Source organism: Pseudomonas sp. P9_35 (genome assembly GCF_034008205.1).
Taxonomy (GTDB): Bacteria; Pseudomonadota; Gammaproteobacteria; order Pseudomonadales; family Pseudomonadaceae; genus Aquipseudomonas; species Aquipseudomonas kilonensis.
The window spans coordinates 19,327-42,250 of sequence record NZ_CP125373.1; the positions used below are offsets into that span (position 1 = coordinate 19,327).

Here is a 22,924-nt window from a genome sequence, read left to right on the forward strand (position 1 = left end):
TTGGCCGCTTAATCTCTCAGTCATTTGGCGCCAGGCGCCGCGTTTCTTTAAGGGTCTTACCGGCTACACCTACAGTGAAGGAACCGGGCCCCTAGAAAAGAGCGCTGCTTTATACCAGAAAGACCACAGTGCAACAACAGCCGATGTGATTTGTCTTCATGGCGAATCATCGGCCAACCGCCCCGGGCGGCGGGGGCAGAGGCTGGCGCAGCCCCTTACCGCTCGTCGCTGAACGCAGGTTTTTTTCTCCCGCGGCGATTTTTAGTCCTTCAACGCGTCGGCGCAGAGTGCCGGAAAATGCAAAAAGGGGATAGTCATTTAGCGGCGAGCCCACTAGGGTAGGCCTTTTCCAGACTGCACTCGCAGATGGGCCTTCGACTTGCACAGGAAACCGACCATGCGCCTCGCTGCCCTACCATTGTTGCTCGCCCCTCTGCTGATCACCCCGCAGGCCTTGGCCGCCGCCCTGAGCGTCTGCACCGAAGCCAGCCCGGAAGGGTTCGATGTCGTCCAGTACAACTCCCTGACGACCACCAACGCCTCCGCCGACGTGCTGATGAACCGCCTGGTGGACTTCGACACCGCCAGCGGCAAAGTGGTCCCCAGCCTGGCCGAGCGCTGGGAAGTCTCCACCGATGGCCTGGCCTACGTGTTCAAGCTGCGGCCACAGGTCAAGTTCCACCACACCGACTACTTCACGCCACGCCGCGACCTGACCGCCGAGGACGTGAAGTTCAGCTTCGAGCGCATGCTCGACCCGGCGAACCCCTGGCACAAGGTGGCGCAAAGCGGCTTCCCCCACGCCCAGTCCATGCAACTGCCAGCGCTGATCAAGAAAGTCGACGCACTGGACCCGCTGACCGTGCGCTTCACCCTCGATCACGCCGACTCGACCTTCCTGGCGACGTTGAGCATGGGTTTTGCCTCCATTTATTCGGCCGAATACGCCGATCAGTTGATGAAGGCCGGCACGCCGGAAAAGCTCAACAGCCTGCCGATCGGCACCGGCCCGTTCATTTTCAGCCGGTTCCAGAAGGACGCCTCGATTCGCTACAAGGCCAACGACACCTATTTCGGCGGCAAGCCCCAAGTGGACCCGCTGGTCTTCGCCATCACGCCGGACGCCAACGTACGCCTGCAGAAATTGCGTCGCAACGAATGCCAGATCGCCCTGTCGCCCAAGCCGCTGGACGTACAAGCCGCCAAGCAAGAACCTACGCTGAAGGTCGAGCAGACCGACGCGTTCATGACCGCGTTCGTGGCGATCAACAGCCAGCATCCGCCGCTGGACAAGCCTGAGGTGCGCCAAGCCATCAACCTGGCCTTCGACAAGGCCAGCTACCTGAAGACCGTCTTCGAAGGCACTGCCGAAGCCGCCAATGGCCCCTACCCGCCCAACACCTGGAGCTACGCCAAAAGCCTGCCCGGCTACGCCCATGACCAGGCCAAGGCCCGCGACCTGTTGGCCAAGGCCGGCTTGAAGGAAGGCTTCCAGACCACCATCTGGACCCGCCCTTCCGGCAGCCTGCTGAACCCCAACCCCAGCGTTGGCGCACAACTGCTGCAGTCCGACCTGGCGCAGATCGGCATCCAGGCCGAGATCCGGGTGATCGAATGGGGCGAACTGATCCGTCGCGCCAAGGCCGGCGAACATGATTTGCTGTTCATGGGTTGGGCCGGCGACAACGGCGACCCGGACAACTTCCTCACGCCACAGTTTTCCTGCGCGGCGGTCAAGTCCGGCACCAACTTCGCCCGCTACTGCAACGCCGACCTGGACAAACTGATCAGCGCCGGCAAGACCACCGGCGAACAAGGCGTGCGGGCCAAGCTCTACGAGCAGGCCCAGGCCCAGATCCAGCAACAGGCCCTGTGGCTGCCCCTGGCGCACCCGACCGCGTTCGCCCTGACCCGCAAGGATGTGCAGGGTTATTCGGTCAGCCCGTTTGGGCGCCAGGATTACTCCAAGGTCAACATCAAATAATCACAGCCCCCTGTGGGAGCGCTCGCGATGGCGGCTAGCCAGATAACATCAATGTTGAATGACCGACCGCTATCGCGAGCAAGCTCGCTCCCACACAGGGCCTAGACTCGTCAGCGACGACCTACATCCACCCACGCTCCGCCATCGACAACGGCTCCCCATCGCCAACGATGAAGTGGTCGAGCACCCGCACATCGATCAGCTCCAACGCCTCCTGAAGCCGCTCAGTGAGCACCCGGTCGGCCTGGCTGGGCTCGGTGTTGCCGGAGGGGTGGTTGTGGCACAGGATCAACGCGGCGGCGTTGTGGGCCAGGGCGCGCTTGACGACCTGCCGGGGATGGACACTGGCGCTGTCGATAGAGCCGCGGAACAGCGCCTCGAAGGTCAACACCTGGTGCTTGGAATTGAGAAACAGGCAACCGAAAACCTCGTGGGGTTCGTGGCGCAGCATCGACTTCAGGTACTCACGCACCGCGAACGGGCTTTCCAGCGACGTTTTTTCCCGCGCCTGCTCAGCCAAATGCCGACGACTCATTTCCTGAGCCGCTTGCAGCTGGGCAAACTTCGCCGGCCCGAGCCCCATATGATTACTGAATGTGATCTGATCGGCTTCAAGCAGCGCGCGCAGGCTGCCAAATTGAATCAATAGTTGTCGCGCCAGATCCACCGCGCTTTTGCCCGACACGCCGGTTCGTAAAAAAATCGCCAGCAGCTCGGCGTCCGATAGACTCCCCGCCCCTAGCGCCAATAACCGCTCCCGTGGCCGCTCGGCCGCGGGCCAATCGCGAATACTCATGGCATCTCCCTGATTGTGGGCGCCGCTGTTCCGTAGCGGTCGCTGTGATATCGTAGCCCATCTTTTTTGCAGGCGATTTGCACCCTGGCAGGCGGCTGCCAAGGGGTTCGCCCTGCACTGACCACTGAAATCGAAAGGCAGGCCTATGCAGCGGCTGTATCGGAAACGCATCGTTCTGGGCGTCGGCGGCGGCATTGCCGCCTACAAGAGCGCCGAGCTGGTTCGCAGGCTTATCGACCAGGGCGCGGAAGTTCGGGTCGTCATGACCCGCGGTGGCAGCGAGTTCATCACCCCGCTGACCATGCAAGCCCTGTCCGGGCACCCGGTCCACCTGGATTTGCTCGACCCGGCGGCCGAAGCCGCCATGGGTCATATCGAATTGGCCAAGTGGGCCGACCTGGTGCTGATCGCCCCGGCCACGGCCGACCTGATCGCCCGCTTGGCCCAAGGCATCGCCGACGACCTGCTGACCACCCTGGTACTCGCCACCGACGCGGTGGTCGCCGTGGCGCCGGCCATGAACCAGGCCATGTGGCGCGACCCGGCCACCCAGGCCAACCTGCAACTGCTGGAAAGCCGCGCCCTGAAAGTCTTCGGCCCGGCCTCCGGAAGCCAGGCCTGCGGCGATGTCGGCATGGGCCGCATGCTCGAAGCCACCGACCTCGCCCAGTGCGCCGCCGACTGCTTCCAGCGCCAGGCCCTGACCGGCAAGCACGTGCTGATCACCGCCGGACCGACCCAGGAAAACATCGACCCGGTGCGCTACATCACCAACCACAGCTCCGGGAAAATGGGCTTCGCCCTGGCCGAAGCCGCCGTGGAAGCCGGCGCCCGGGTGACGCTGATCACCGGTCCCGTGCACTTGCCGACCCCGGACCGGGTCACGCGCATCGACGTGGTCAGCGCCCGGGACATGCTCGCGGCCTGTGAAGCAGCCATCCCCTGCGACCTGTTCATCGCCTCGGCGGCAGTGGCGGACTACCGCCCCGAAGTCGTTGCCCCGCAAAAATTGAAGAAAGACCCTACAAGCGGCGACGGCCTGCTACTGCAAATGGTGCGCAACCCGGACATCCTGGCCAGCATCGCCACCCGCCCCGACCGCCCGTTCAGTGTCGGCTTTGCCGCCGAGACCGAACACCTGCTCGATTACGCCGCACGCAAGCTCAAGGACAAGAACCTCGACTTGATCGTCGCCAACGACGTGGCCAACCCGAGCATCGGCTTCAACAGCGAAGAAAACGCCTGCAGCGTGATCGACCGCCAGTTGCACGCCACACTTTTCGCCCAGACCAGCAAGAGCAAGATTGCCCGTCAGCTGATCACCTTTATCGCCGAACGTCTGAACCAGGTTTAATGTCATGCACGCCCTACAAGCCAAGATCCTCGACCCACGCATCGGCAACGAATTCCCGCTGCCGCAATACGCCACACCGGGCTCCGCCGGCCTCGACCTGCGGGCGATGCTCAAGCAGGACACGATCCTGGAGCCGGGCCAGACCCTGCTGATTCCTACCGGCCTGTCGGTGTACATCGGCGATCCGGGCCTGGCCGCGCTGATCCTGCCGCGCTCGGGCCTGGGCCATAAGCACGGCATCGTGCTGGGCAACCTGGTGGGCCTGATCGATTCTGACTACCAGGGCGAACTGATGGTGTCGTGCTGGAACCGCGGCCAAACAGCCTTCAACATTGTCGTGGGCGAACGCATCGCGCAGCTGGTGCTGGTGCCGGTGGTCCAGGCCCACTTCGAACTGGTCGAGGAATTCGACGAGAGCCAGCGCGGCGCGGGTGGTTTCGGGCACTCCGGCAGCCATTGACCGGTGGTTACAGGCCGGGCGTCCTGCCCGGCTCGTTTGTGAAGCTTGTGTTTCAGGACAAAAAATGCGCAATGGCTTTCTGCTAGGTTTCCCACCCGGAATCAATGTATTAGGCGAGCGAGGCCAGGGTAACGCTGTCTCATGGCACTTTCCCACCACGAACTCTCTGTCAAAAACGCCGTCATACCCTTCAGCTTGAGCCTGCCGACGCTACCCGTCGGCCTGTCCAGTCACTTTCCTGATAGAGCGCCCCGCCCATGAACACCCCAGCCGCAATCGCCCCGATCTTCCCTGACAGCATCTTCCGCGCCTACGACATCCGTGGCGTGGTACCGGAAACCCTCACCGCCGAAACCGCCTACTGGATCGGCCGCGCCATCGGCTCCCAAAGCCTGGCCCAGGGCGAACCGAATGTGAGCGTCGGCCGTGATGGCCGCTTGTCGGGCCCCGAGCTGGTCGAACAACTGATCAAAGGCGTTGCCGACAGTGGCTGCCACGTCAGCGACGTAGGCCTGGTGCCGACCCCGGCGCTGTACTACGCCGCCAACGTGTTGGCCGGCAAGTCCGGGGTGATGCTCACCGGCAGCCACAACCCATCGAACTACAACGGCTTCAAGATCGTCATCGCCGGCGACACCCTCGCCAACGAGCAGATCCAGGCCCTGCACACCCGCCTCAAGACCAACGACCTGAGCAGCGGCCAGGGCAGCGTGACCAAGGTCGATATCCTTCCTCGCTACAACGACGAGATCGTCAAGGACGTGAAACTCGCCCGTCGCCTGAAAGTGGTGGTCGATTGCGGCAACGGCGCGGCTGGCGTGATCGCCCCGCAACTGATCGAAGCCCTGAACTGCGAAGTCATCCCGCTGTTCTGCGACGTGGACGGCAACTTCCCTAACCACCACCCGGATCCGGGCAAGCTGGAAAACCTCGAAGACCTGATCGCCAAGGTCAAGGAAACCAACGCCGACCTGGGCCTGGCCTTCGACGGCGACGGCGACCGCGTGGGCGTGGTGACCAATACCGGCAGCGTGGTGTTCCCCGACCGCCTGCTGATGCTGTTTGCCAAGGACGTGGTGGCGCGCAACCCGAATGCCGAGATCATTTTCGACGTCAAATGCACCCGTCGCCTGGTGCCGCTGATCAAGGAATATGGCGGTCGCCCACTGATGTGGAAAACCGGTCATTCGTTGATCAAGAAGAAAATGAAACAAAGCGGCGCCCTGCTGGCCGGCGAAATGAGCGGCCACATCTTCTTCAAGGAACGCTGGTTCGGTTTTGACGACGGCATCTACAGCGCCGCGCGCCTGCTGGAAATCCTCAGCAAGGAGAAATCCACGGCCGAAGAGCTGTTCGCAACCTTCCCGAACGATATTTCTACGCCAGAAATCAATATCCATGTGACCGAAGAGAGCAAATTCAGCATCATTGATGCACTGCACGACGCTCAATGGGGCGAAGGCGCCGAACTGACCACCATCGATGGTGTGCGGGTCGACTATCCCCACGGCTGGGGCCTGGTTCGCGCATCCAACACCACACCGGTGCTGGTACTGCGTTTCGAGGCCGACAACGAGGCCGAACTGCAGCGCATCAAGGATGTGTTCCACACCCAACTCAAACGTGTTGCACCTGATCTCCAACTACCGTTTTGATTTTTTGAAGCACTACCGGAGCCCTGAATGACCCTCGAACGCGAAGCCGCCGCCAACACCGCCAAGGTCCTGTCCGAAGCGTTGCCTTATATCCGACGCTACGTCGGCAAGACCCTGGTGATCAAATACGGCGGCAACGCGATGGAAAGCGAGGAGCTCAAGACCGGCTTCGCCCGCGACATCGTGCTGATGAAGGCCGTGGGCATCAACCCGGTGGTGGTACACGGTGGTGGCCCGCAGATCGGTGACCTGCTCAAGCGCCTGTCGATCGAAAGCCACTTCATCGATGGCATGCGCGTGACCGACGCGCAGACCATGGATGTGGTGGAAATGGTCCTGGGTGGCCAGGTCAACAAGGACATCGTCAACCTGATCAACCGTCATGGCGGCAGCGCCATCGGCCTGACAGGCAAGGACGCCGAGCTGATCCGGGCGAAGAAACTCACCGTTACCCGCCAGACACCGGAGATGACCCAGCCGGAAATCATCGACATCGGTCATGTGGGCGAAGTGGTCGGCATCAACACCGACCTGCTGAACCTGCTGGTCAAGGGCGACTTCATCCCGGTCATCGCGCCCATCGGCGTGGGCGCCAACGGTGAGTCGTACAACATCAACGCCGACCTGGTGGCGGGCAAGGTTGCCGAGGCACTGAAAGCTGAAAAGCTGATGCTGCTGACCAACATCGCCGGCTTGATGGACAAGTCGGGCAAAGTCCTGACCGGACTGTCGACCCAGCAGGTCGATGACCTGATCGCCGACGGCACCATCTACGGCGGCATGCTGCCGAAGATTCGTTGCGCGCTGGAAGCGGTACAAGGCGGCGTCGGCAGCTCGCTGATCATCGACGGCCGGGTACCGAATGCGATCCTGCTGGAGATCTTCACCGACACCGGCGTGGGTACGTTGATCAGCAATCGCAAGCGTCCTTAAGCGATACCGGTAAAAAAAGACCCCGCTCAGCCAGACTGAGCGGGGTCTTTTTTTTGCGCCTCTTTTTCAGATGATGTTTTTTGTGGCGAGGGAGCTTGCTCCCGCTCGGTCGCGCAGCGACCGCAAAAATGTTGGGGCCGCTGCGCAGCCCAGCGGGGGCAAGCTCCCTCGCCACAAGATCAAAATCAGCGGGCTTCTTAGACGCCGAACTGCGCCCGATAAGCCTCAACCGCCGGCAAATGCTGCTTGAGCTGCGGATCGTCGGCCAAAAACTCCAGCACTTGGTTCAGCGTCACAATGCTGATCACCGGAATACCGAAGTCGCGCTCCACTTCCTGGATCGCCGACAGCTCACCGTTGCCGCGCTCCTGGCGGTTCAGGGCGATCAGCACGCCAGCGGCCTTGGCGCCTTCCTGGGAACCGATGATCTGCATCACTTCGCGAATGGCAGTACCGGCAGTGATGACGTCGTCGATGATCAACACGTCGCCGGTCAGCGCTGCACCCACCAGGCTGCCGCCTTCGCCATGGGCCTTGGCTTCCTTGCGGTTGAAGCACCAAGGCAGGTCGCGGCCGTGGTGTTCGGCCAGGGCGACGGCAGTGGTGGCGGCCAGCGGGATGCCTTTGTAGGCCGGGCCGAACAGCACATCGAACGGGATACCGCTCTCAACGATGGCCGCCGCATAGAAACGACCCAGTTGCGCCAGGGCGGAACCGGTGTTGAACAGGCCGGCATTGAAGAAGTACGGGCTGGTGCGCCCGGACTTGAGGGTGAACTCACCGAAGCGCAAAACGCCGCGATCGATGGCAAAGCGAATGAAATCGCGCTGATACGCCTGCATGAAAAAAAGCCTCAAATACCGCGGATTTAGCTAAATAGGTACACGGCGTGTATCATACACGCACGTGATTTTTGGGGCCATTTATGCGGATCATCAGTGTGAACGTCAATGGTATTCAGGCTGCAGTCGAGCGTGGTTTGCTCAGTTGGCTGCAAGCACAGAATGCCGACGTCATCTGCCTGCAGGACACCCGCGCCTCCGCCTTTGAACTGGACGATGCAGCCTTCCAACTGGATGGTTACTTCCTTTATGCCTGCGATGCCGAAGTCCCCGCCCAGGGTGGCGTGGCTTTGTACTCGCGGCTGCAACCGAAGGCTGTCATCAACGGTCTCGGTTTCGAGACGGCGGACCGCTACGGGCGCTACCTGCAAGCCGATTTCGACAAGGTCAGCATCGCGACCTTACTGCTCCCTTCGGGGCAGAACGGCGATGAAGATTTGAATCAGAAATTCAAGTTGATGGACGACTTCGCCCGTTATCTGGATAAACAGCGGCGCAAACGTCGCGAGTACATCTATTGTGGCTCGCTGTACGTGGCGCAACAGAAACTGGATATCAAGAACTGGCGTGACAGCCAGCAATCTCCTGGTTTCCTGGCGCCGGAACGGGCCTGGATGGACGAGATCATTGGCAACATGGGTTATGTCGACGCCCTGCGTGAAGTCAGCCGTGAAGGCGACCAGTACAGCTGGTGGCCGGACAACGAACAGGCCGAGATGCTCAACCTTGGCTGGCGCTTCGACTACCAGTTGCTGACACCTGGGCTGCGCCGCTTCGTACGCAGCGCCCGCCTGCCGCGCCAGCCACGGTTCTCGCAGCATGCGCCGCTGATCGTGGATTACGACTGGACGCTGACCATCTAAACGTCCCGGCGACATCCCCAGGTCGACCGACCAAAGAAAATGCCCGTATCGCAAGATACGGGCATTTTTTATGGCGAACGCTACCGCGCAGAACCTCAAGCCACGGCAAAAAACGGCAGGGCAAGGTACAACTTGATGACGATGACGTTAATGATATCGATGAAGAACGCTCCCACCATCGGCACCACCAGAAACGCTATCTGTGAAGGCCCATAGCGCTGCGTCACTGCCTGCATGTTGGCGATGGCCGTCGGCGTGGCGCCCAACCCAAAACCGCAATGCCCTGCCGCCAAGACGGCTGCATCGTAATGACTGCCCATGATTCTGAACGTCACGAAAATCGCAAACAGCGCCATGACCAATGTCTGGGCCGCCAGGATAATGAATATCGGCAAGGCCAGCGACGCCAGGTCCCACAACTTGAGTGACATCAAGGCGATCGCCAGGAACAGTGACAGGCTGACATTGCCAAGTACGGACACTTCTCGCTCAAAGACCTGATACAAGCCGAGTGCCGAAAGTCCATTGCGCAGGACCACCCCCACGAACAAGACACAAACGAATGTCGGCAACTCGAATGCGGTGTCGTGGAGCTGCCCATTCAAGAGCGTACCGACCAACAGGCTGACCGCAATCAGCGCCAGCGTCTCGATAAACGAAAACGGTGTAATCGAGCGCTCTTTGTTCGGCTGTTCGAAGCCCTTGGGTATCCGGGGCTTTTCTGATTCAAGGCCGCCGGGTGACTGGACACGCTTGATGAGCAGGCGCGCAACCGGTCCACCGATCAAGCCACCCAACACCAAACCAAACGTCGCGGAAGCCATCGCAAGTTCTGAGGCGGAAGCCAGACCGTACTTCTCACTGAACACCGTCCCCCACGCCGCGCCGGTACCGTGACCGCCCGCCAAGCTGATCGAGCCAGTCAGCAACCCCATTAACGGATCGAGCCCCAGCGCTTTTGCGAGCCCGATGCCCATGGCATTCTGGACCACCAACAGGCCGACGACCGCCAGCAGGAAAATCCCAACTACGCGCCCGCCTTTCTTCAGGCTCGCGAAGTCTGCGCTCAGGCCAATCGTGGCAAAAAATGCCAGCATCAACGGTGTCTGCAATGAAGTATCAAATCGAACTTCAACTTCAAGCCCCCGCAAAGCCAGGAGCACCAGGGCAACTACCAGCCCGCCCGCTACAGGCTCAGGGATATTGTAGGCGCGTAGAAAACCAACACGTGTAACAAGTCCGCGCCCCAGCAAAAGCACTAGAGAGGCGGCGACAAGTGTTCCATAGAAATCGAGCTGAAACATGAGTGTTTATTCTTTGAACATATATTCAGGGGCGAACTTTTTACCTGGACACGCCTCTTGAACAGGTTGATTGTCTCAACACTGATTGGCTTTGAATTCAAGGACCTTCAATGGTCTGAATATATCGAAATATTTCTGGAGGAATATAACTTGGCGCAACTCTATCAATCGAAGTGTCTTATTGCCAAGCATAGAGACCGCACTAAAACTGTGCAGTTGTGACTAGAAGTGTAAGAGCGGAATATGCGCACACTCACTCGCTACGCAATGGAAGATTGCACATAAAGAGAAACATTCATGACTTCAAAAAAGACAATGCCCCGATAAGCCGGGGCATTGTCCTTGAATCGCAGCGCTGATCGTTACTTGACCAAGCGCCAGGTAAACGGATACCGATACGGCTGCCCTTCATTGGCCTTCACGCCACCAATGATCGTCAGCACCAGCGCACCGATGGCCACCAGGCCGAACAGGAAGAAGCCGATCACCACGACCATCAGCAGCAGGCTGATCGCCGAGGCAATCGCCACGGTGATCTGGAAGTTCAGCGCTTCCTTGCCCTGGGCATCGATGAACGGGTCGGACTCACGCTTGAGCTGCCAGAGCACCAGCGGCCCGATCAGCGTGCCGAACGGAATCCAGATCCCCAACAAGGCGGACAGGTGACAAAACATTGCCCATTGACGCGCCTCTTTGCTCGGCTGGGGCAGTAGGATTTGCTCATCACTCATGACGCTCTCCTTGTCTTGAAGCGGGAATCGATCAGTCAGCCAAGGCGGCCTTTTGCAGTTCGAAGATTTCGTTCATGCCTTTCTTCGCCAACTCCAGCATAGCGTTCAATTCTTCCGGCTGGAACGGTGCGCCCTCGGCGGTGCCCTGGACTTCGATGAAACCGCCGGCACTGGTCATGACCACGTTCAGGTCAGTCTCGGCAGCGGAGTCTTCCAGGTAATCCAGGTCCAGCACCGGCTCGCCCTGGTACATGCCCACGGACACAGCGGCGATCATTTGCTTGAGCGGGTCGCCGCCCTTAAGGCCGCCGCGCTTCTTGATCACTTTCAAGGCATCGACCAGGGCGACCATAGCCCCGGTGATGGAGGCAGTACGGGTACCGCCGTCGGCCTGGATCACGTCGCAATCGACATACAGCGTTACGTCGCCCAACTTGGACATGTCCAGGGCAGCACGCAGCGAACGGCCGATCAAGCGTTGGATTTCCAGGGTACGGCCGCCTTGCTTGCCACGGCTGGCCTCACGCTGGTTCCGCTCACCGGTGGCGCGCGGCAGCATGCCGTATTCGGCCGTCAACCAGCCCTGGCCCTGACCCTTGAGGAACCGTGGCACGCCGTTTTCGACACTGACAGTGCAGATGACTTTGGTATCACCGAATTCGACCAGTACAGATCCCTCGGCGTGTTTGGTGTAGTTGCGGGTAATGCGGATCGAGCGAAGCTGATCGGCAGCGCGACCACTTGGACGTTTCATAGGGAATACCTGTACGGAGGACGGAAAACTGCCGAGCATTATAGAGCCGTGAATCGTCATAGGGCAGTTAAACGTCGCTCGGTTCTAAAAAGCCGGCGCGAGCGAGGCCGCGCAAAGGCCCGCCCGACGGGCTGCTGCGCTTTGTCGCAAGCGCGGTTGGGGGCATGCGCTTCACTGCGCTACAATCCTGCGCCTTTGCTGCCCTTCGGCTTTTATTCACAGATTCCAGGCCCCACGACCACCCGTTGTGGCCGCCTGCATTGCGAGGATCCTCCATGGTGCACAGCATGACCGCCTTCGCCCGCGTCGAAAAAGCCGGGGCCCAAGGCACGCTGAGCTGGGAACTGCGCTCGGTCAACAGCCGCTACCTGGAGCCGCACCTGCGCCTGCCCGAGTCTTTCCGCGACCTCGAAGGCGGCGTGCGCGAGGCGCTGCGCCAGGGCCTGTCCCGGGGCAAGCTGGAATGCACCCTGCGCTTCACCGAAGAAAACACTGGCAAAGCCTTGCAGGTGGACCGCGAGCGCGCCGCGCAACTGGTCGCCGCCGCCGAAACCGTCGCCAGCCTGATCAAGCACCCTGCCGCCCTGAACCCACTGGAAGTCCTGGGCTGGCCCGGCGTGCTGGTGGGTGACGCGAGCGACCCGCAGGCGCTGAACGCCGAGGCGATGGCGCTGTTCAATGAAGGACTCAAGGAACTCAAGGCCGGCCGCGAGCGCGAAGGTGCGGAGCTGGCCCGGCTGATCAACGAGCGCCTGACCTCCATCGAAGAAGACGTCAGCACCCTGCGCGAACTGGTCCCGCAGATGCTCGCCACCCAGCGCCAGAAGGTCCTCGACCGCTTCACCGACATGAAGGCCGAGCTGGACCCGCAACGCCTGGAACAGGAAATGGTCATGCTCGCGCAAAAGAGCGACGTGGCCGAAGAACTGGATCGCCTGAGCACCCACATCATCGAAGTTCGCCGGGTGCTCAAGTCCGGCGGTGCGGCCGGTCGCCGCCTCGACTTCCTGATGCAGGAGCTCAACCGCGAGGCCAATACACTGGGCTCCAAGGCCTTCGACCCGCGCAGCACCCAGGCGGCGGTCAACCTCAAGGTGTTGATCGAACAAATGCGCGAACAAGTGCAGAACATTGAGTAAGGCTAACGACATGACCCACAGCACCGGCACCCTCTACATCATTTCCGCGCCCTCGGGCGCCGGCAAGACCAGCCTGGTCAAGGCACTGATCGATGCCGAACCGCAGATCCGCGTCTCGGTCTCGCACACCACCCGCGCCATGCGTCCGGGCGAAGTGAATGGTGTGAACTATCACTTCGTCGACCGCGAAGAGTTCGTGAAGATGGCCGAACACGGCGACTTCCTGGAGCGCGCCGAAGTTTTCGGCAACCTTTATGGCACTTCGCAAAGCTACTTGCAGCAGACCCTGGACGAAGGTCACGACCTGATCCTGGAAATCGACTGGCAAGGCGCCGAGCAGGTGCGCAAGCTGATGCCCCAGGCCCGTTCGATCTTCATCCTGCCGCCGAGCCAGCAGGCCCTGCGCCAGCGCCTGACCAACCGTGGCCAGGACAGCGACGACATCATCGAGGGCCGGATGCGCGAAGCGGTCAGCGAGATGAGTCACTACGTCGACTATGATTACCTGATCATCAACGACGATTTCGCCCACGCGCTGGACGACCTGAAGGCGATTTTCCGCGCCAGCCAGCTGCAGCAGAAACGCCAGCAGCAACGTTTCGGCAAATTATTGGCCGAATTGTTGGGCTGAACAGCTCTTCCCAAAACCGCTGCGACGGCTTTACATTGGTAGTCGCAGCGCGCCGAGGGGTTTGGTTAAAAAATCAGCGCTTCCCTAAACGCTGGTGTTTTTTTAAACTGTCGAGTCCGCTCGCCCAACCGGGCAGCGCGCATATTGCATTCGCTCCGAGGAATACCATGGCCCGCGTAACCGTTGAAGACTGCCTAGAACACGTGGAAAACCGCTTTGAGCTGGTCATGCTCTCTACCAAGCGTGCCCGTCAACTGGCCACCGGTGGCAAAGAGCCGTTGGTCCAGTGGGAAAACGACAAGCCTACCGTAGTAGCGCTGCGTGAAATCGCCGAAGGCCTGATGAGCTACGAGTTCATCGCCAACGCTGAAATCGTCGAAGACGAACCGCTGTTCGCAGCGTTCGAGGACGAGTCCAACGAGGCGGTCTAAGCCTATGCCTGGTCGACGTAGCACGGCGCGGGGTCACAGCAAACGGCAGGAGTCATCATCATGCCGAGCATAGACGCCCTCGCCGATCGCTTATCGGCCTACCTCGGCACGGACCAGGTCAACCTGGTCCGCCGAGCCTATTTCTACGCCGAACAAGCCCACGACGGCCAGCGCCGCCGCAGCGGCGAGGCGTACGTCACGCATCCCCTTGCGGTGGCGAATATTCTTGCCGACATGCACATGGACCATCAGAGCCTGATGGCGGCGATGCTGCATGACGTGATCGAAGACACCGGCATTGCCAAGGAAGCGCTGCAAGCGCAGTTCGGCGAAACCGTGGCCGAACTGGTCGACGGGGTCAGCAAGCTGACCCAGATGAACTTCGAGACCAAGGCCGAGGCCCAGGCCGAAAACTTCCAGAAAATGGCCATGGCCATGGCTCGCGACATTCGCGTGATCCTGGTCAAGCTCGCCGACCGCCTGCACAACATGCGCACCCTGGAAGTGCTGTCCGGCGAAAAACGCCGGCGCATCGCCAAGGAAACCCTGGAAATCTACGCCCCCATCGCCAACCGCCTGGGCATGCACGCGATCCGCATCGAGTTCGAAGACCTCGGTTTCAAGGCCATGCACCCGATGCGTTCGGCGCGGATCAACCAGGCCGTCAAGCGCGCCCGGGGCAACCGCAAGGAAATCGTCAACAAGATCGAAGAGTCCCTGAGCCACTGCCTGGCCATCGACGGCATCGAAGGCGAAGTCAGCGGGCGGCAGAAACACCTCTACGGCATCTACAAGAAAATGCGCGGCAAGCGTCGGGCCTTCAACGAGATCATGGACGTCTACGCGTTCCGGATCATCGTCGACAAGGTCGATACCTGCTACCGCGTGCTGGGCGCTGTACATAATTTGTACAAACCGTTGCCGGGGCGCTTCAAGGATTACATCGCGATCCCCAAGGCCAACGGCTATCAGTCGCTGCACACCACGCTGTTCGGCATGCACGGCGTACCGATCGAGATCCAGATCCGCACCCGTGAAATGGAAGAAATGGCCAACAACGGCATCGCCGCCCATTGGCTGTACAAATCCAGCGGTGACGAACAACCCAAGAGCACCCACGCTCGCGCCCGGCAATGGGTCAAGGGTGTGCTGGAAATGCAGCAGCGTGCCGGCAACTCCCTGGAATTCATCGAGAGCGTGAAGATCGACCTGTTTCCGGACGAGGTCTACGTCTTCACGCCCAAGGGCCGGATCATGGAGCTGCCCAAAGGCTCCACGGCCGTGGACTTTGCCTATGCGGTGCACACCGACGTCGGCAACAGTTGCATCGCGTGCCGGATCAACCGCCGCCTGGCACCGTTGTCCGAACCGCTGCAAAGCGGCTCCACGGTTGAAATCGTCAGCGCCCCGGGCGCACGCCCCAACCCGGCATGGCTCAATTTCGTGGTCACCGGCAAGGCCCGCACCCATATCCGCCATGCCTTGAAACTGCAACGCCGCTCCGAATCCATCAGCCTCGGTGAACGCCTGCTGAACAAGGTGCTGAACGGTTTCGACAGCTCGCTGGACAAGATCCCGGCCGAGCGCGTGCAACTGATGCTCCACGAATACCGTCTCGAATTGATCGAAGACCTGCTCGAAGACATCGGCCTGGGCAATCGCATGGCCTACGTCGTTGCCCGTCGCCTGCTCGGCGAAGGCGAACAGTTGCCAAGCCCCGAAGGCCCGCTGGCGATTCGCGGCACCGAGGGCCTGGTGCTCAGTTATGCCAAGTGTTGCACGCCGATCCCGGGCGACCCGATTGTCGGCCATTTGTCCGCCGGCAAAGGGATGGTCGTGCACCTGGACAACTGCCGCAACATCAGCGAAATCCGGCACAACCCGGAAAAATGCATCCAGCTCTCCTGGGCCAAGGATGTCACCGGCGAATTCAACGTCGAGCTGCGGGTCGAGCTGGAGCACCAGCGCGGCCTGATCGCCCTGCTGGCCAGCAGCGTCAATGCCGCCGACGGCAATATCGAAAAAATCAGCATGGATGAACGCGATGGCCGCATCAGCGTCGTTCAATTGGTGGTCAGCGTACACGACCGTGTGCACCTGGCCCGCGTGATCAAGAAACTGCGCGCCCTGACCGGCGTTATCCGCATCACCCGCATGCGCGCGTAGCCCATTCGTTATCAGGAGTCATTCATGACCAAGACTGTTATCACCAGCGACAAGGCCCCGGCCGCCATCGGTACTTATTCCCAGGCGATCAAGGCTGGCAACACCGTGTACATGTCGGGCCAGATTCCACTGGACCCCAAGACCATGGAGCTGGTGGAAGGCTTCGAAGCCCAGACCGTGCAGGTGTTCGAAAACCTCAAGGCCGTGGCCGAGGCCGCCGGTGGTTCGTTCAAGGACATCGTCAAGCTGAACATCTTCCTCACCGACCTGAGCCACTTCGCCAAGGTCAACGAGGTGATGGGCAAGTACTTCGACCAGCCTTACCCTGCCCGCGCCGCCATCGGCGTGGCTGCCCTGCCCAAGGGCGCTCAGGTTGAGATGGATGCCATCCTGGTCATCGAGTAATAAGGCCGGCGCGGCCTCCCCTGCTGCGCCGTTTTCGTCTTGAAAGGATTCCACCATGCGCAAAGCGCTTGCTCTCTCGCTGGCTGCCCTGCTTCTGGGCGGCTGCGCCAGCGACCCTGCCGACCGTGACATCAGCGGCACCTGGATCAACCAGGCAGCCATCGACGCTGCCGCCAAGGGCGGCCCGCTTCGCGAAGCGCTGCAGGGCTATGGCCCGAACCTGGAATGGGACGTCAACACCCGGGCCGGCCAGGCGCGCTACACCAACGGCTTTGAAAACGTCGAAGGCAAATTGCTGGGCGAAGAAGACGGCGCCTGGAAAGTCGACTTCTACGGCAGCTCCGCCAGCGAACTCAAGCGCGACGGCGACCAGTTGAGCCAGGCCGCCACCGAGAACGAACCGCAGCAGGTGTTCGATCGCGCACAAGTCCAGGTCCCGGAAGGCGCGCCCATCGGCGCCAGTTTCGAGCGTGCGCTGTATGCCGCCTACCTGGGCGGCACCTGGAACATCGCCAGCGGCCCCGGCCAGGGCGCCACCGTGCAATTCCAGCCCGACGGCCAGGTCAGCGGCCTTCCGGGTGCCGATCGCTATGCCTTGTGCCTGGCCGGCGATTGCGCCTCCATGAGCGGTGGCAACGACAACATCTGGCTGCAACAGAACGGCCAGGGCAACACCTGGATCTTTGCCCGCGACGGCAAGAAGCTGGAGATCTTCCAGACCGTCAACGCCGCGCTGGCCGATGAAATGCCTTCGTTCACGCCGGGCACTCGGCAGTGGTTGCTGGAAAAGCAGTAAGAGACAGGGCGCCTTGAAGTAACTGTACGAGCGCCCCCTCCCGGCAAAGGTTCACGCGCGAGACGGAACTGGCTTTTTTCTACCCAGGCGGATCAGCTCATTGGAGAAACACAGCCCAATGATGATCAGCAGTGCGCCCGGGTACAGGCTTTCGCGCGGCACCTCATTGAGCACAACAAATGCCAGCAGTGCGGCGAACAGTGGCTCGGTCAGCTCCAAGGCTTGCACCTGGGATGGCTTGAGGTACTCGATTGCCTTGGTGGTGCAGAAAAAACCGAGGATGGTCGGCAGCGCGGCCAACGCCAGCAGTGCGCCAATCGCCCAGGGCGACAGCTCACCGATCACAAAGCCGTCGGCCGAAGCCGGCATCAGCAAGTACAGGCTGCCGAAGAACAGCAACTGACGAGTGAAGTGCAGCCCACCGGACACGCCCATCCGCTTCATGGCTACCGAAAACGCCCCATAGCCGCAGCCCGCCATGGACGCGAGCGCAACGCCCTGGAGCGTGAAGCCCTGCTGCAGATCGGCGCCAAAGATCACCGCGATTCCGGCGATCGCCAAGGCGGCACCCACAGTGGCGTTCGCGGTGATCGGATCCTTGAGGATTATGCGTCCGAGCACAATCGAGGAAATGGAAGCACTGGCCATCAGCATCACGACTACACCCGCCGCAGCGTAATGCCGATAGGCAGCCGTTTCGAAGTGGAACAGCACAAAGATACCGAGAAACGCGCAGATCGCCGCCTGGGTCCATTTGGCCGTCGTCGCCGGACGCTTGATAAACAGCAGCAAGGCCGAGAGTAGCAGACAACCCAGGACTGTCTTTATGACGGCGACACTGCTGGCGGTGAAACCATTGCTCATGAGCACTTTGCTGAGCACGCCTATCGTGGCGTTAAGTGCGGCGGCGGAGAGTGCAAAGATAACGCCTTTGCTGAAACTGGCTTGCATTGATGACGGTCCTTGTCGCTGTCAGGTCGTTCGACAGGATGTTGGCCCACCGACGACGCAAAAGATGACTGAAACGGTTGCGGGTGGCCTGCAGATCACTCTTGGCTTCGGCAAGCAGCGGTTAATGCTCGGCGAGCTCGATGAACCAAGTCAAGACCTGGAAGGTACTCAGGGCGGCAAGAGCCCATAGAGAACTAGCCCTTGGCGCCGAACCCCATCATCGAGCACATGCCGAGCAGGCCCGTGTCAGCAGCGCCCTTCCAGAATCGCCGCATACCCCTCGCGAAAACTCGGATACCGCGGCGTCCATCCCAAGGCCTTCGCCCGGGCATTGCTGCAGCGCTTGCTGCCGGCACGACGCACGCTGGCGTCTTCGGCCCACTGGGTGACGCCCATGTATTCACGCAACCAGCCCACCACCTCGGCCAGCGGCGCAGGGGCGTCGTCGACGCCGATGTAGCAATCGTCCAGCACCTGGCCCTGGCGATCGGCCTCCAGCAGGAACGCCAGCAAGCCGGCCGCATCATCGGCGTGGATGCGATTGGCGTACAGCGGCGGGTCGATCACGACGCGATAACCTTGGCGCACCTGGCTCAGCAACCATTCCCGACCCGGCCCATAGATGCCGGTCAGGCGCACGCGACTGGCCGGGATGCCACTGTCCAAGGCCACTTGCTCGGCTTCGAGCATCAGGCGACCGGAATACCCGCCGGCCACGGTTGGCGAAGTTTCATCCACCCATTCGCCCTGCTGTTGCCCATACACACTGCTGCTGGACACAAACAGCAGACGCTTGGGCTGCTGCCCATGCTGCTTCAACCAGCTCAACACGTGCTGCAACCCCTCGACATAAGCCGTGCGATAACCCGCTTCGTCATGGTCGGTGGCCGCGGCGCTGTACACCAGGTAATCCAGTGACCCGGTGGGCCAGGCGGCGGGGCATTGCTCGCTGAACAAATCCCCCGCCACCCCGATGACGCCCGCCGGCAGGTTCGAAACCGTGCGCCGCAGGCCATGGACTTGCCAATGTTCGGCCACTAACTGGCTGGCCAGGCGGCCGCCGATATCACCGCAGCCGGCGATCAAAACAGAAGGCGCGGACATCAAGAACTCCTCTGGCAAAGCCGCAGACTAGCCTTCGCAGGGGACGAGCGGCTAGCCATGGGACAAAAAAAGTAACTGTATTACTTTTGTTAACAAGAATTAATTGCAATAATGCCCACCACTTTTGTTCTCGGCCCCCGAGGCCTGGAAGAACATCAACCTTCTTTTTTCTCTCAGGTCCGGCCAGCATGAAACGCTCTCTATCCCCCGCTTCGCCAACCAATCGACCTCGTGCCTGGGGCACGGTAGCTGCCCTGCTGTTCAGCCTGCTGCTGGCACCTGCCGCCGCATTCGCCGATCAAGCGTCCGCTCCCGCAACCACTAGCGAACCCGCTGCAAGCACACCGCAAGTACCGCGCAACCCTGACGGCAGCGTGGACACCTCGTCACTTCCTCCAGAAGTCCAAAACGCATTGTCCGAGCTCGGCGAAACGGCGAAGCTGATGGAACAAGACCAGCAAAATGCCGACAACTCCCTGGGCATGGCTCACGACCTGTCGCCATGGGGCATGTACAAGAACGCCGACATCATCGTGAAAATCGTGATGATCGGCCTGGCCATCGCCTCGATCATCACCTGGACCATCTGGATTGCCAAAGGCTTCGAGCTGCTGGGTGCCAAGCGTCGCTTGCGTGGTGAAATCGCCGCCCTGAAAAAAGCCACCACCCTCAAGGAAGCCAGCGCCACCGCCGCGAAGGCAGGCACTCTTGCCAACCTGCTGGTGCATGACGCACTCGAAGAGATGCGCCTGTCGGCCAACAGCCGCGAGAAAGAAGGCATCAAGGAGCGCGTGAGCTTCCGCCTCGAGCGCCTGGTTGCCGCCTGTGGTCGCAGCATGAGCAGCGGCACCGGCGTGCTCGCCACCATCGGCTCTACCGCGCCATTCGTCGGCCTGTTCGGCACCGTGTGGGGCATCATGAACAGCTTCATCGGCATCGCCAAGACCCAGACCACCAACCTCGCCGTCGTCGCACCCGGCATCGCCGAAGCCTTGCTTGCAACGGCCTTGGGCCTGGTCGCAGCGATCCCGGCCGTCGTGATCTACAACGTTTTCGCCCGCTCCATTGCCGGCTACAAGGCCCAGGTCTCCGATGCTTCGGCCGAAGTCCTGCTGCTGGTCAGCCGTGACCTCGACCACCAGCCGACCGAGCGCAGCTCGCAACCGCACATGGTGAAAGTGGGGTAATCGGCCATGGGCCTGCATTTGAAAGAAGGCGCAGACGACGATCTGGCCGAGAACCACGAAATCAACGTCACGCCGTTCATCGACGTGATGCTGGTGCTGTTGATCATCTTCATGGTGGCCGCCCCGCTCGCCACCGTGGACATCAAGGTTGACCTGCCAGCGTCGACGGCCAAGCCTTCGCCACGGCCGGAGAAACCGGTGTTCCTCAGCGTCAAGGCTGACCAGCGGCTGTTCCTGGGTGAAGACGAGGTCAAGGCCGAAACCCTCGGCGCGACCCTCGACGCCAAGACCCAAGGCAAGAAAGACACGACGATCTTCTTCCAGGCCGACAAAGGCGTGGACTACGGCGACCTGATGAGCGTGATGGACGCGCTGCGGGGCGCCGGCTACCTGAAGGTCGGTTTGGTCGGACTCGAGACGGCGCCCAAAAAATGATCACGACGCGCCAAAAGCTGACGCGTTACAGCGGTAGCCTGGCAGTGGTGCTGGGCGTGCATGCGCTCGCCATCGCCCTGGCGCTGAACTGGACATCGCGCCCGCCCATCGAATTGCCTCCCCAGGCGATGATGGTCGAGCTGGCGCCGGTACCAGCCCCGCCGCCACCGGCACCGCCCAAAGTCGTCACACCGCCGCAACCTCCCGAGCCGGTCGAAGAATTGCCGCTGCCCAAGCTTGCCGAAGCGCCGAAGCCGGAGATTTCCGTGCCCAAGCCGGTCAAGCCCAAGCCAAAGCCGCAACCGCCCAAGCCCAAACCGGTGGAGAAAAAGCCCGAGCCGCCGAAGGAACAGCCGTCGGAGCAGAAGCCCAGCGACACCCCGCCAACCCAGTCAGTGGCCGAGAAGTCCGCGCAACCGGCCCCTGGCCCGTCGCCTGCACAATCGGCTGCCAAGGCCAATTGGCAGGGCACGCTGCTGGCGCACCTGGGCAAGTACAAGAAGTACCCGCCCAGGGCCCAGCAGATGAACAAGGAAGGCACCAACCGCCTGCGTTTCGTGGTGGATGCCGAAGGCAACGTGTTGTCATTCGAACTGGTGGGCAGCTCCGGCACGGACTCGCTGGACAAGGCCACCCTGGAAATGATCCGCAAAGCCCAACCGCTGCCCAAGCCACCGGCCGAGCTGCTGACCAACGGCACCATCGAACTGACGGCACCGTTTGTGTACTCCATCGACAAGCGCCGGCGCTGATCCCAATTACCAGCCCCTGTAACAGGGGCTTGCTGTTCCTGGTAAGCGTTTTGGAGCACAGGGGATTGGGAGCAAAGCCATCTGTGGAGCCAGGGCATCTGTGGGAGCAAAGCTTGCTCGCGATACAGGCACCTCGGTTCCAGCGAACACCGCGTTAACTTCATCGCGGGCAAGCCTTGCTCCCACAGACAACTCCACATTCTTAAATAAATCCCTGACCACACAGACATTGGACAGTGTCACACCCCGCCCCCAGTCTGATAACGTGCGTCTATCGATTGCAGCCGGTATGCTTGGCTCGCAACTTCACGGACGCTCGCCATGACCCTCACAGAATTACGCTACATCGTGACCCTCGCCCAAGAGCAGCATTTCGGCCATGCGGCCGAGCGTTGCCACGTCAGCCAGCCGACGCTGTCGGTGGGCGTGAAAAAGCTTGAAGACGAACTCGGTGTGCTGATTTTCGAGCGCAGCAAAAGCGCCGTGCGCCTGACCCCCGTGGGCGAAGGCATCGTGGCCCAGGCACAAAAGGTCCTGGAGCAGGCCCAGGGCATTCGCGAACTCGCCCAGGCCGGCAAGAACCAACTGACCGCCCCGCTGAAAGTCGGCGCGATCTACACCGTCGGCCCGTACCTGTTCCCGCACCTGATTCCGCAACTGCACCGGGTCGCCCCGCAGATGCCGTTGTACATCGAAGAAAACTTCACCCATGTGCTGCGCGACAAGCTGCGCAACGGCGAGCTGGACGCGATCATCATCGCCCTGCCGTTCAACGAAGCCGACGTCCTGACCCTGCCGCTCTACGACGAACCGTTCTACGTCCTGATGCCGGCCCAGCACCCCTGGACCCAGAAAAAGACCATCGACGCCGCCCTGCTCAACGACAAGAGCCTGCTGTTGCTCGGCGAAGGCCACTGCTTCCGCGACCAGGTGCTCGAAGCCTGCCCAACCCTGACCAAGGGCAGCGAAGGCGCCAAGCACACCACGGTGGAGTCCAGCTCCCTGGAAACCATCCGCCACATGGTCGCCTCGGGCCTGGGCATTTCGATCCTGCCGCTGTCGGCGGTGGACAGCCATCATTACTCCCCGGGCGTGATCGAAGTCCGCCCGCTGACGCCGCCCGTGCCGTTCCGCACCGTCGCCATCGCCTGGCGCGCCAGTTTCCCGCGGCCCAAGGCCATCGAGATCCTCGCTGACTCGATCCGTCTGTGCTCCGTGGCCAAGCCGCCCGCTGGCAAGTAAGCCACGGCC

23 protein-coding genes and 1 pseudogene are annotated in these 22,924 nt (G+C 61.3%); 17 read left to right on the forward strand and 7 right to left on the reverse strand.

Going from position 1 to position 22,924, the window contains the following annotated elements; all coding sequences use genetic code 11:
- Positions 1-397: 397 nt before the first annotated feature.
- Positions 398-1,984, forward strand: a complete 1,587-nt coding sequence (locus tag QMK47_RS00100; protein ID WP_253470393.1) for an ABC transporter substrate-binding protein — start codon at positions 398-400, stop codon at positions 1,982-1,984.
- Between the two features lie 121 nt (positions 1,985-2,105).
- Here the strand turns inward: QMK47_RS00100 and radC are convergent, their stop codons facing one another.
- Positions 2,106-2,780, reverse strand: coding sequence for a RadC family protein (gene radC / locus QMK47_RS00105; RefSeq protein ID WP_013694555.1), 675 nt, complete (start codon positions 2,778-2,780; stop codon positions 2,106-2,108).
- A 145-nt stretch (positions 2,781-2,925) separates the two neighbouring features.
- Here radC and coaBC point away from each other — a divergent pair, with 145 nt between their 5' ends.
- From coaBC to argB, 4 genes and pseudogenes are all read left to right on the forward strand, one after another.
- On the forward strand, positions 2,926-4,134 hold the full coding sequence (gene coaBC, locus QMK47_RS00110) for a bifunctional phosphopantothenoylcysteine decarboxylase/phosphopantothenate--cysteine ligase CoaBC (protein ID WP_003206865.1): 1,209 nt from the start codon (positions 2,926-2,928) through the stop codon (positions 4,132-4,134).
- A 4-nt stretch (positions 4,135-4,138) separates the two neighbouring features.
- Positions 4,139-4,594 carry a dUTP diphosphatase gene (gene dut, locus QMK47_RS00115; RefSeq protein WP_135847774.1) on the forward strand — a complete coding sequence of 152 codons (456 nt, stop codon included), beginning with the start codon at positions 4,139-4,141 and terminating at the stop codon, positions 4,592-4,594.
- 251 nt (positions 4,595-4,845) lie between these two features.
- Positions 4,846-6,249 (forward strand): annotated as a pseudogene (locus tag QMK47_RS00120) (phosphomannomutase/phosphoglucomutase); the annotation flags it as partial.
- 27 nt (positions 6,250-6,276) lie between these two features.
- A complete protein-coding gene (gene argB, locus QMK47_RS00125; RefSeq protein ID WP_003206871.1) occupies positions 6,277-7,182 on the forward strand; it encodes an acetylglutamate kinase in 906 nt (301 codons plus the stop codon).
- A gap of 197 nt (positions 7,183-7,379) precedes the next feature.
- Here argB and pyrE read toward each other — a convergent pair whose 3' ends face one another.
- Entirely contained in the window at positions 7,380-8,024 is a 645-nt protein-coding gene (gene pyrE / locus QMK47_RS00130; protein ID WP_253470396.1) for an orotate phosphoribosyltransferase, read from the reverse strand.
- Between the two features lie 83 nt (positions 8,025-8,107).
- Between pyrE and QMK47_RS00135 the strand changes: the two genes are divergently transcribed.
- Positions 8,108-8,887 carry an exodeoxyribonuclease III gene (locus QMK47_RS00135; protein ID WP_013694557.1) on the forward strand — a complete coding sequence of 260 codons (780 nt, stop codon included), beginning with the start codon at positions 8,108-8,110 and terminating at the stop codon, positions 8,885-8,887.
- Positions 8,888-8,982: 95 nt separating this feature from the next.
- On the opposite strand, the gene gltS is transcribed toward QMK47_RS00135, so the two are convergent.
- From gltS to rph, 3 genes are all read right to left on the reverse strand, one after another.
- Complete coding sequence (gene gltS / locus QMK47_RS00140; RefSeq protein ID WP_258689895.1) at positions 8,983-10,191, reverse strand: sodium/glutamate symporter; 1,209 nt, start codon at positions 10,189-10,191, stop codon at positions 8,983-8,985.
- Positions 10,192-10,553: 362 nt separating this feature from the next.
- Positions 10,554-10,922 (reverse strand): DUF4870 domain-containing protein, encoded by a 369-nt coding sequence (locus tag QMK47_RS00145; RefSeq protein ID WP_013694558.1) that lies wholly within the window; start codon positions 10,920-10,922, stop codon positions 10,554-10,556.
- Positions 10,923-10,953: 31 nt separating this feature from the next.
- On the reverse strand, positions 10,954-11,676 hold the full coding sequence (rph, locus tag QMK47_RS00150; RefSeq protein ID WP_003177262.1) for a ribonuclease PH: 723 nt from the start codon (positions 11,674-11,676) through the stop codon (positions 10,954-10,956).
- A 275-nt stretch (positions 11,677-11,951) separates the two neighbouring features.
- Here rph and QMK47_RS00155 point away from each other — a divergent pair, with 275 nt between their 5' ends.
- From QMK47_RS00155 to QMK47_RS00180, 6 genes are all read left to right on the forward strand, one after another.
- Positions 11,952-12,815: a YicC/YloC family endoribonuclease gene (locus tag QMK47_RS00155; protein WP_253470400.1), complete on the forward strand. Its 864-nt coding sequence runs from the start codon at positions 11,952-11,954 to the stop codon at positions 12,813-12,815.
- A gap of 10 nt (positions 12,816-12,825) precedes the next feature.
- On the forward strand, positions 12,826-13,446 hold the full coding sequence (gmk, locus tag QMK47_RS00160; RefSeq protein ID WP_003206877.1) for a guanylate kinase: 621 nt from the start codon (positions 12,826-12,828) through the stop codon (positions 13,444-13,446).
- Positions 13,447-13,613: 167 nt separating this feature from the next.
- Positions 13,614-13,877 carry a DNA-directed RNA polymerase subunit omega gene (gene rpoZ / locus QMK47_RS00165; protein ID WP_003177259.1) on the forward strand — a complete coding sequence of 88 codons (264 nt, stop codon included), beginning with the start codon at positions 13,614-13,616 and terminating at the stop codon, positions 13,875-13,877.
- 60 nt (positions 13,878-13,937) lie between these two features.
- Complete coding sequence (gene spoT, locus QMK47_RS00170; RefSeq protein WP_053190083.1) at positions 13,938-16,043, forward strand: bifunctional GTP diphosphokinase/guanosine-3',5'-bis pyrophosphate 3'-pyrophosphohydrolase; 2,106 nt, start codon at positions 13,938-13,940, stop codon at positions 16,041-16,043.
- A gap of 24 nt (positions 16,044-16,067) precedes the next feature.
- Entirely contained in the window at positions 16,068-16,448 is a 381-nt protein-coding gene (locus QMK47_RS00175) for a RidA family protein (RefSeq protein ID WP_003206880.1), read from the forward strand.
- A gap of 55 nt (positions 16,449-16,503) precedes the next feature.
- Entirely contained in the window at positions 16,504-17,244 is a 741-nt protein-coding gene (locus QMK47_RS00180; RefSeq protein ID WP_253470402.1) for a hypothetical protein, read from the forward strand.
- 51 nt (positions 17,245-17,295) lie between these two features.
- Here QMK47_RS00180 and QMK47_RS00185 read toward each other — a convergent pair whose 3' ends face one another.
- Entirely contained in the window at positions 17,296-18,195 is a 900-nt protein-coding gene (locus tag QMK47_RS00185; protein WP_253470404.1) for a DMT family transporter, read from the reverse strand.
- Positions 18,196-18,259: 64 nt separating this feature from the next.
- On the opposite strand from QMK47_RS00185, the gene QMK47_RS00190 reads away from it, so the two are divergent.
- Positions 18,260-18,385 (forward strand): hypothetical protein, encoded by a 126-nt coding sequence (locus QMK47_RS00190; RefSeq protein ID WP_320389623.1) that lies wholly within the window; start codon positions 18,260-18,262, stop codon positions 18,383-18,385.
- A gap of 56 nt (positions 18,386-18,441) precedes the next feature.
- On the opposite strand, the gene QMK47_RS00195 is transcribed toward QMK47_RS00190, so the two are convergent.
- Positions 18,442-19,299 carry an SDR family oxidoreductase gene (locus QMK47_RS00195; protein WP_258689902.1) on the reverse strand — a complete coding sequence of 286 codons (858 nt, stop codon included), beginning with the start codon at positions 19,297-19,299 and terminating at the stop codon, positions 18,442-18,444.
- 188 nt (positions 19,300-19,487) lie between these two features.
- Here QMK47_RS00195 and exbB point away from each other — a divergent pair, with 188 nt between their 5' ends.
- The 4 genes from exbB (at position 19,488) to QMK47_RS00215 (ending at position 22,915) form a co-directional block, all read left to right on the forward strand.
- Complete coding sequence (exbB, locus tag QMK47_RS00200) at positions 19,488-20,486, forward strand: tonB-system energizer ExbB (protein ID WP_320389624.1); 999 nt, start codon at positions 19,488-19,490, stop codon at positions 20,484-20,486.
- A gap of 6 nt (positions 20,487-20,492) precedes the next feature.
- The gene (gene exbD, locus QMK47_RS00205) at positions 20,493-20,921 is read left to right on the forward strand and encodes a TonB system transport protein ExbD (protein WP_003206888.1); all 429 of its coding nucleotides are present in this window, start codon (positions 20,493-20,495) and stop codon (positions 20,919-20,921) included.
- On the forward strand, positions 20,918-21,673 hold the full coding sequence (locus tag QMK47_RS00210; RefSeq protein ID WP_258689907.1) for an energy transducer TonB: 756 nt from the start codon (positions 20,918-20,920) through the stop codon (positions 21,671-21,673). The genes exbD and QMK47_RS00210 overlap by 4 nt, the downstream gene beginning before the upstream one ends.
- 321 nt (positions 21,674-21,994) lie before the next feature.
- A complete protein-coding gene (locus QMK47_RS00215) occupies positions 21,995-22,915 on the forward strand; it encodes a hydrogen peroxide-inducible genes activator (RefSeq protein WP_072343175.1) in 921 nt (306 codons plus the stop codon).
- Positions 22,916-22,924: the final 9 nt, after the last annotated feature.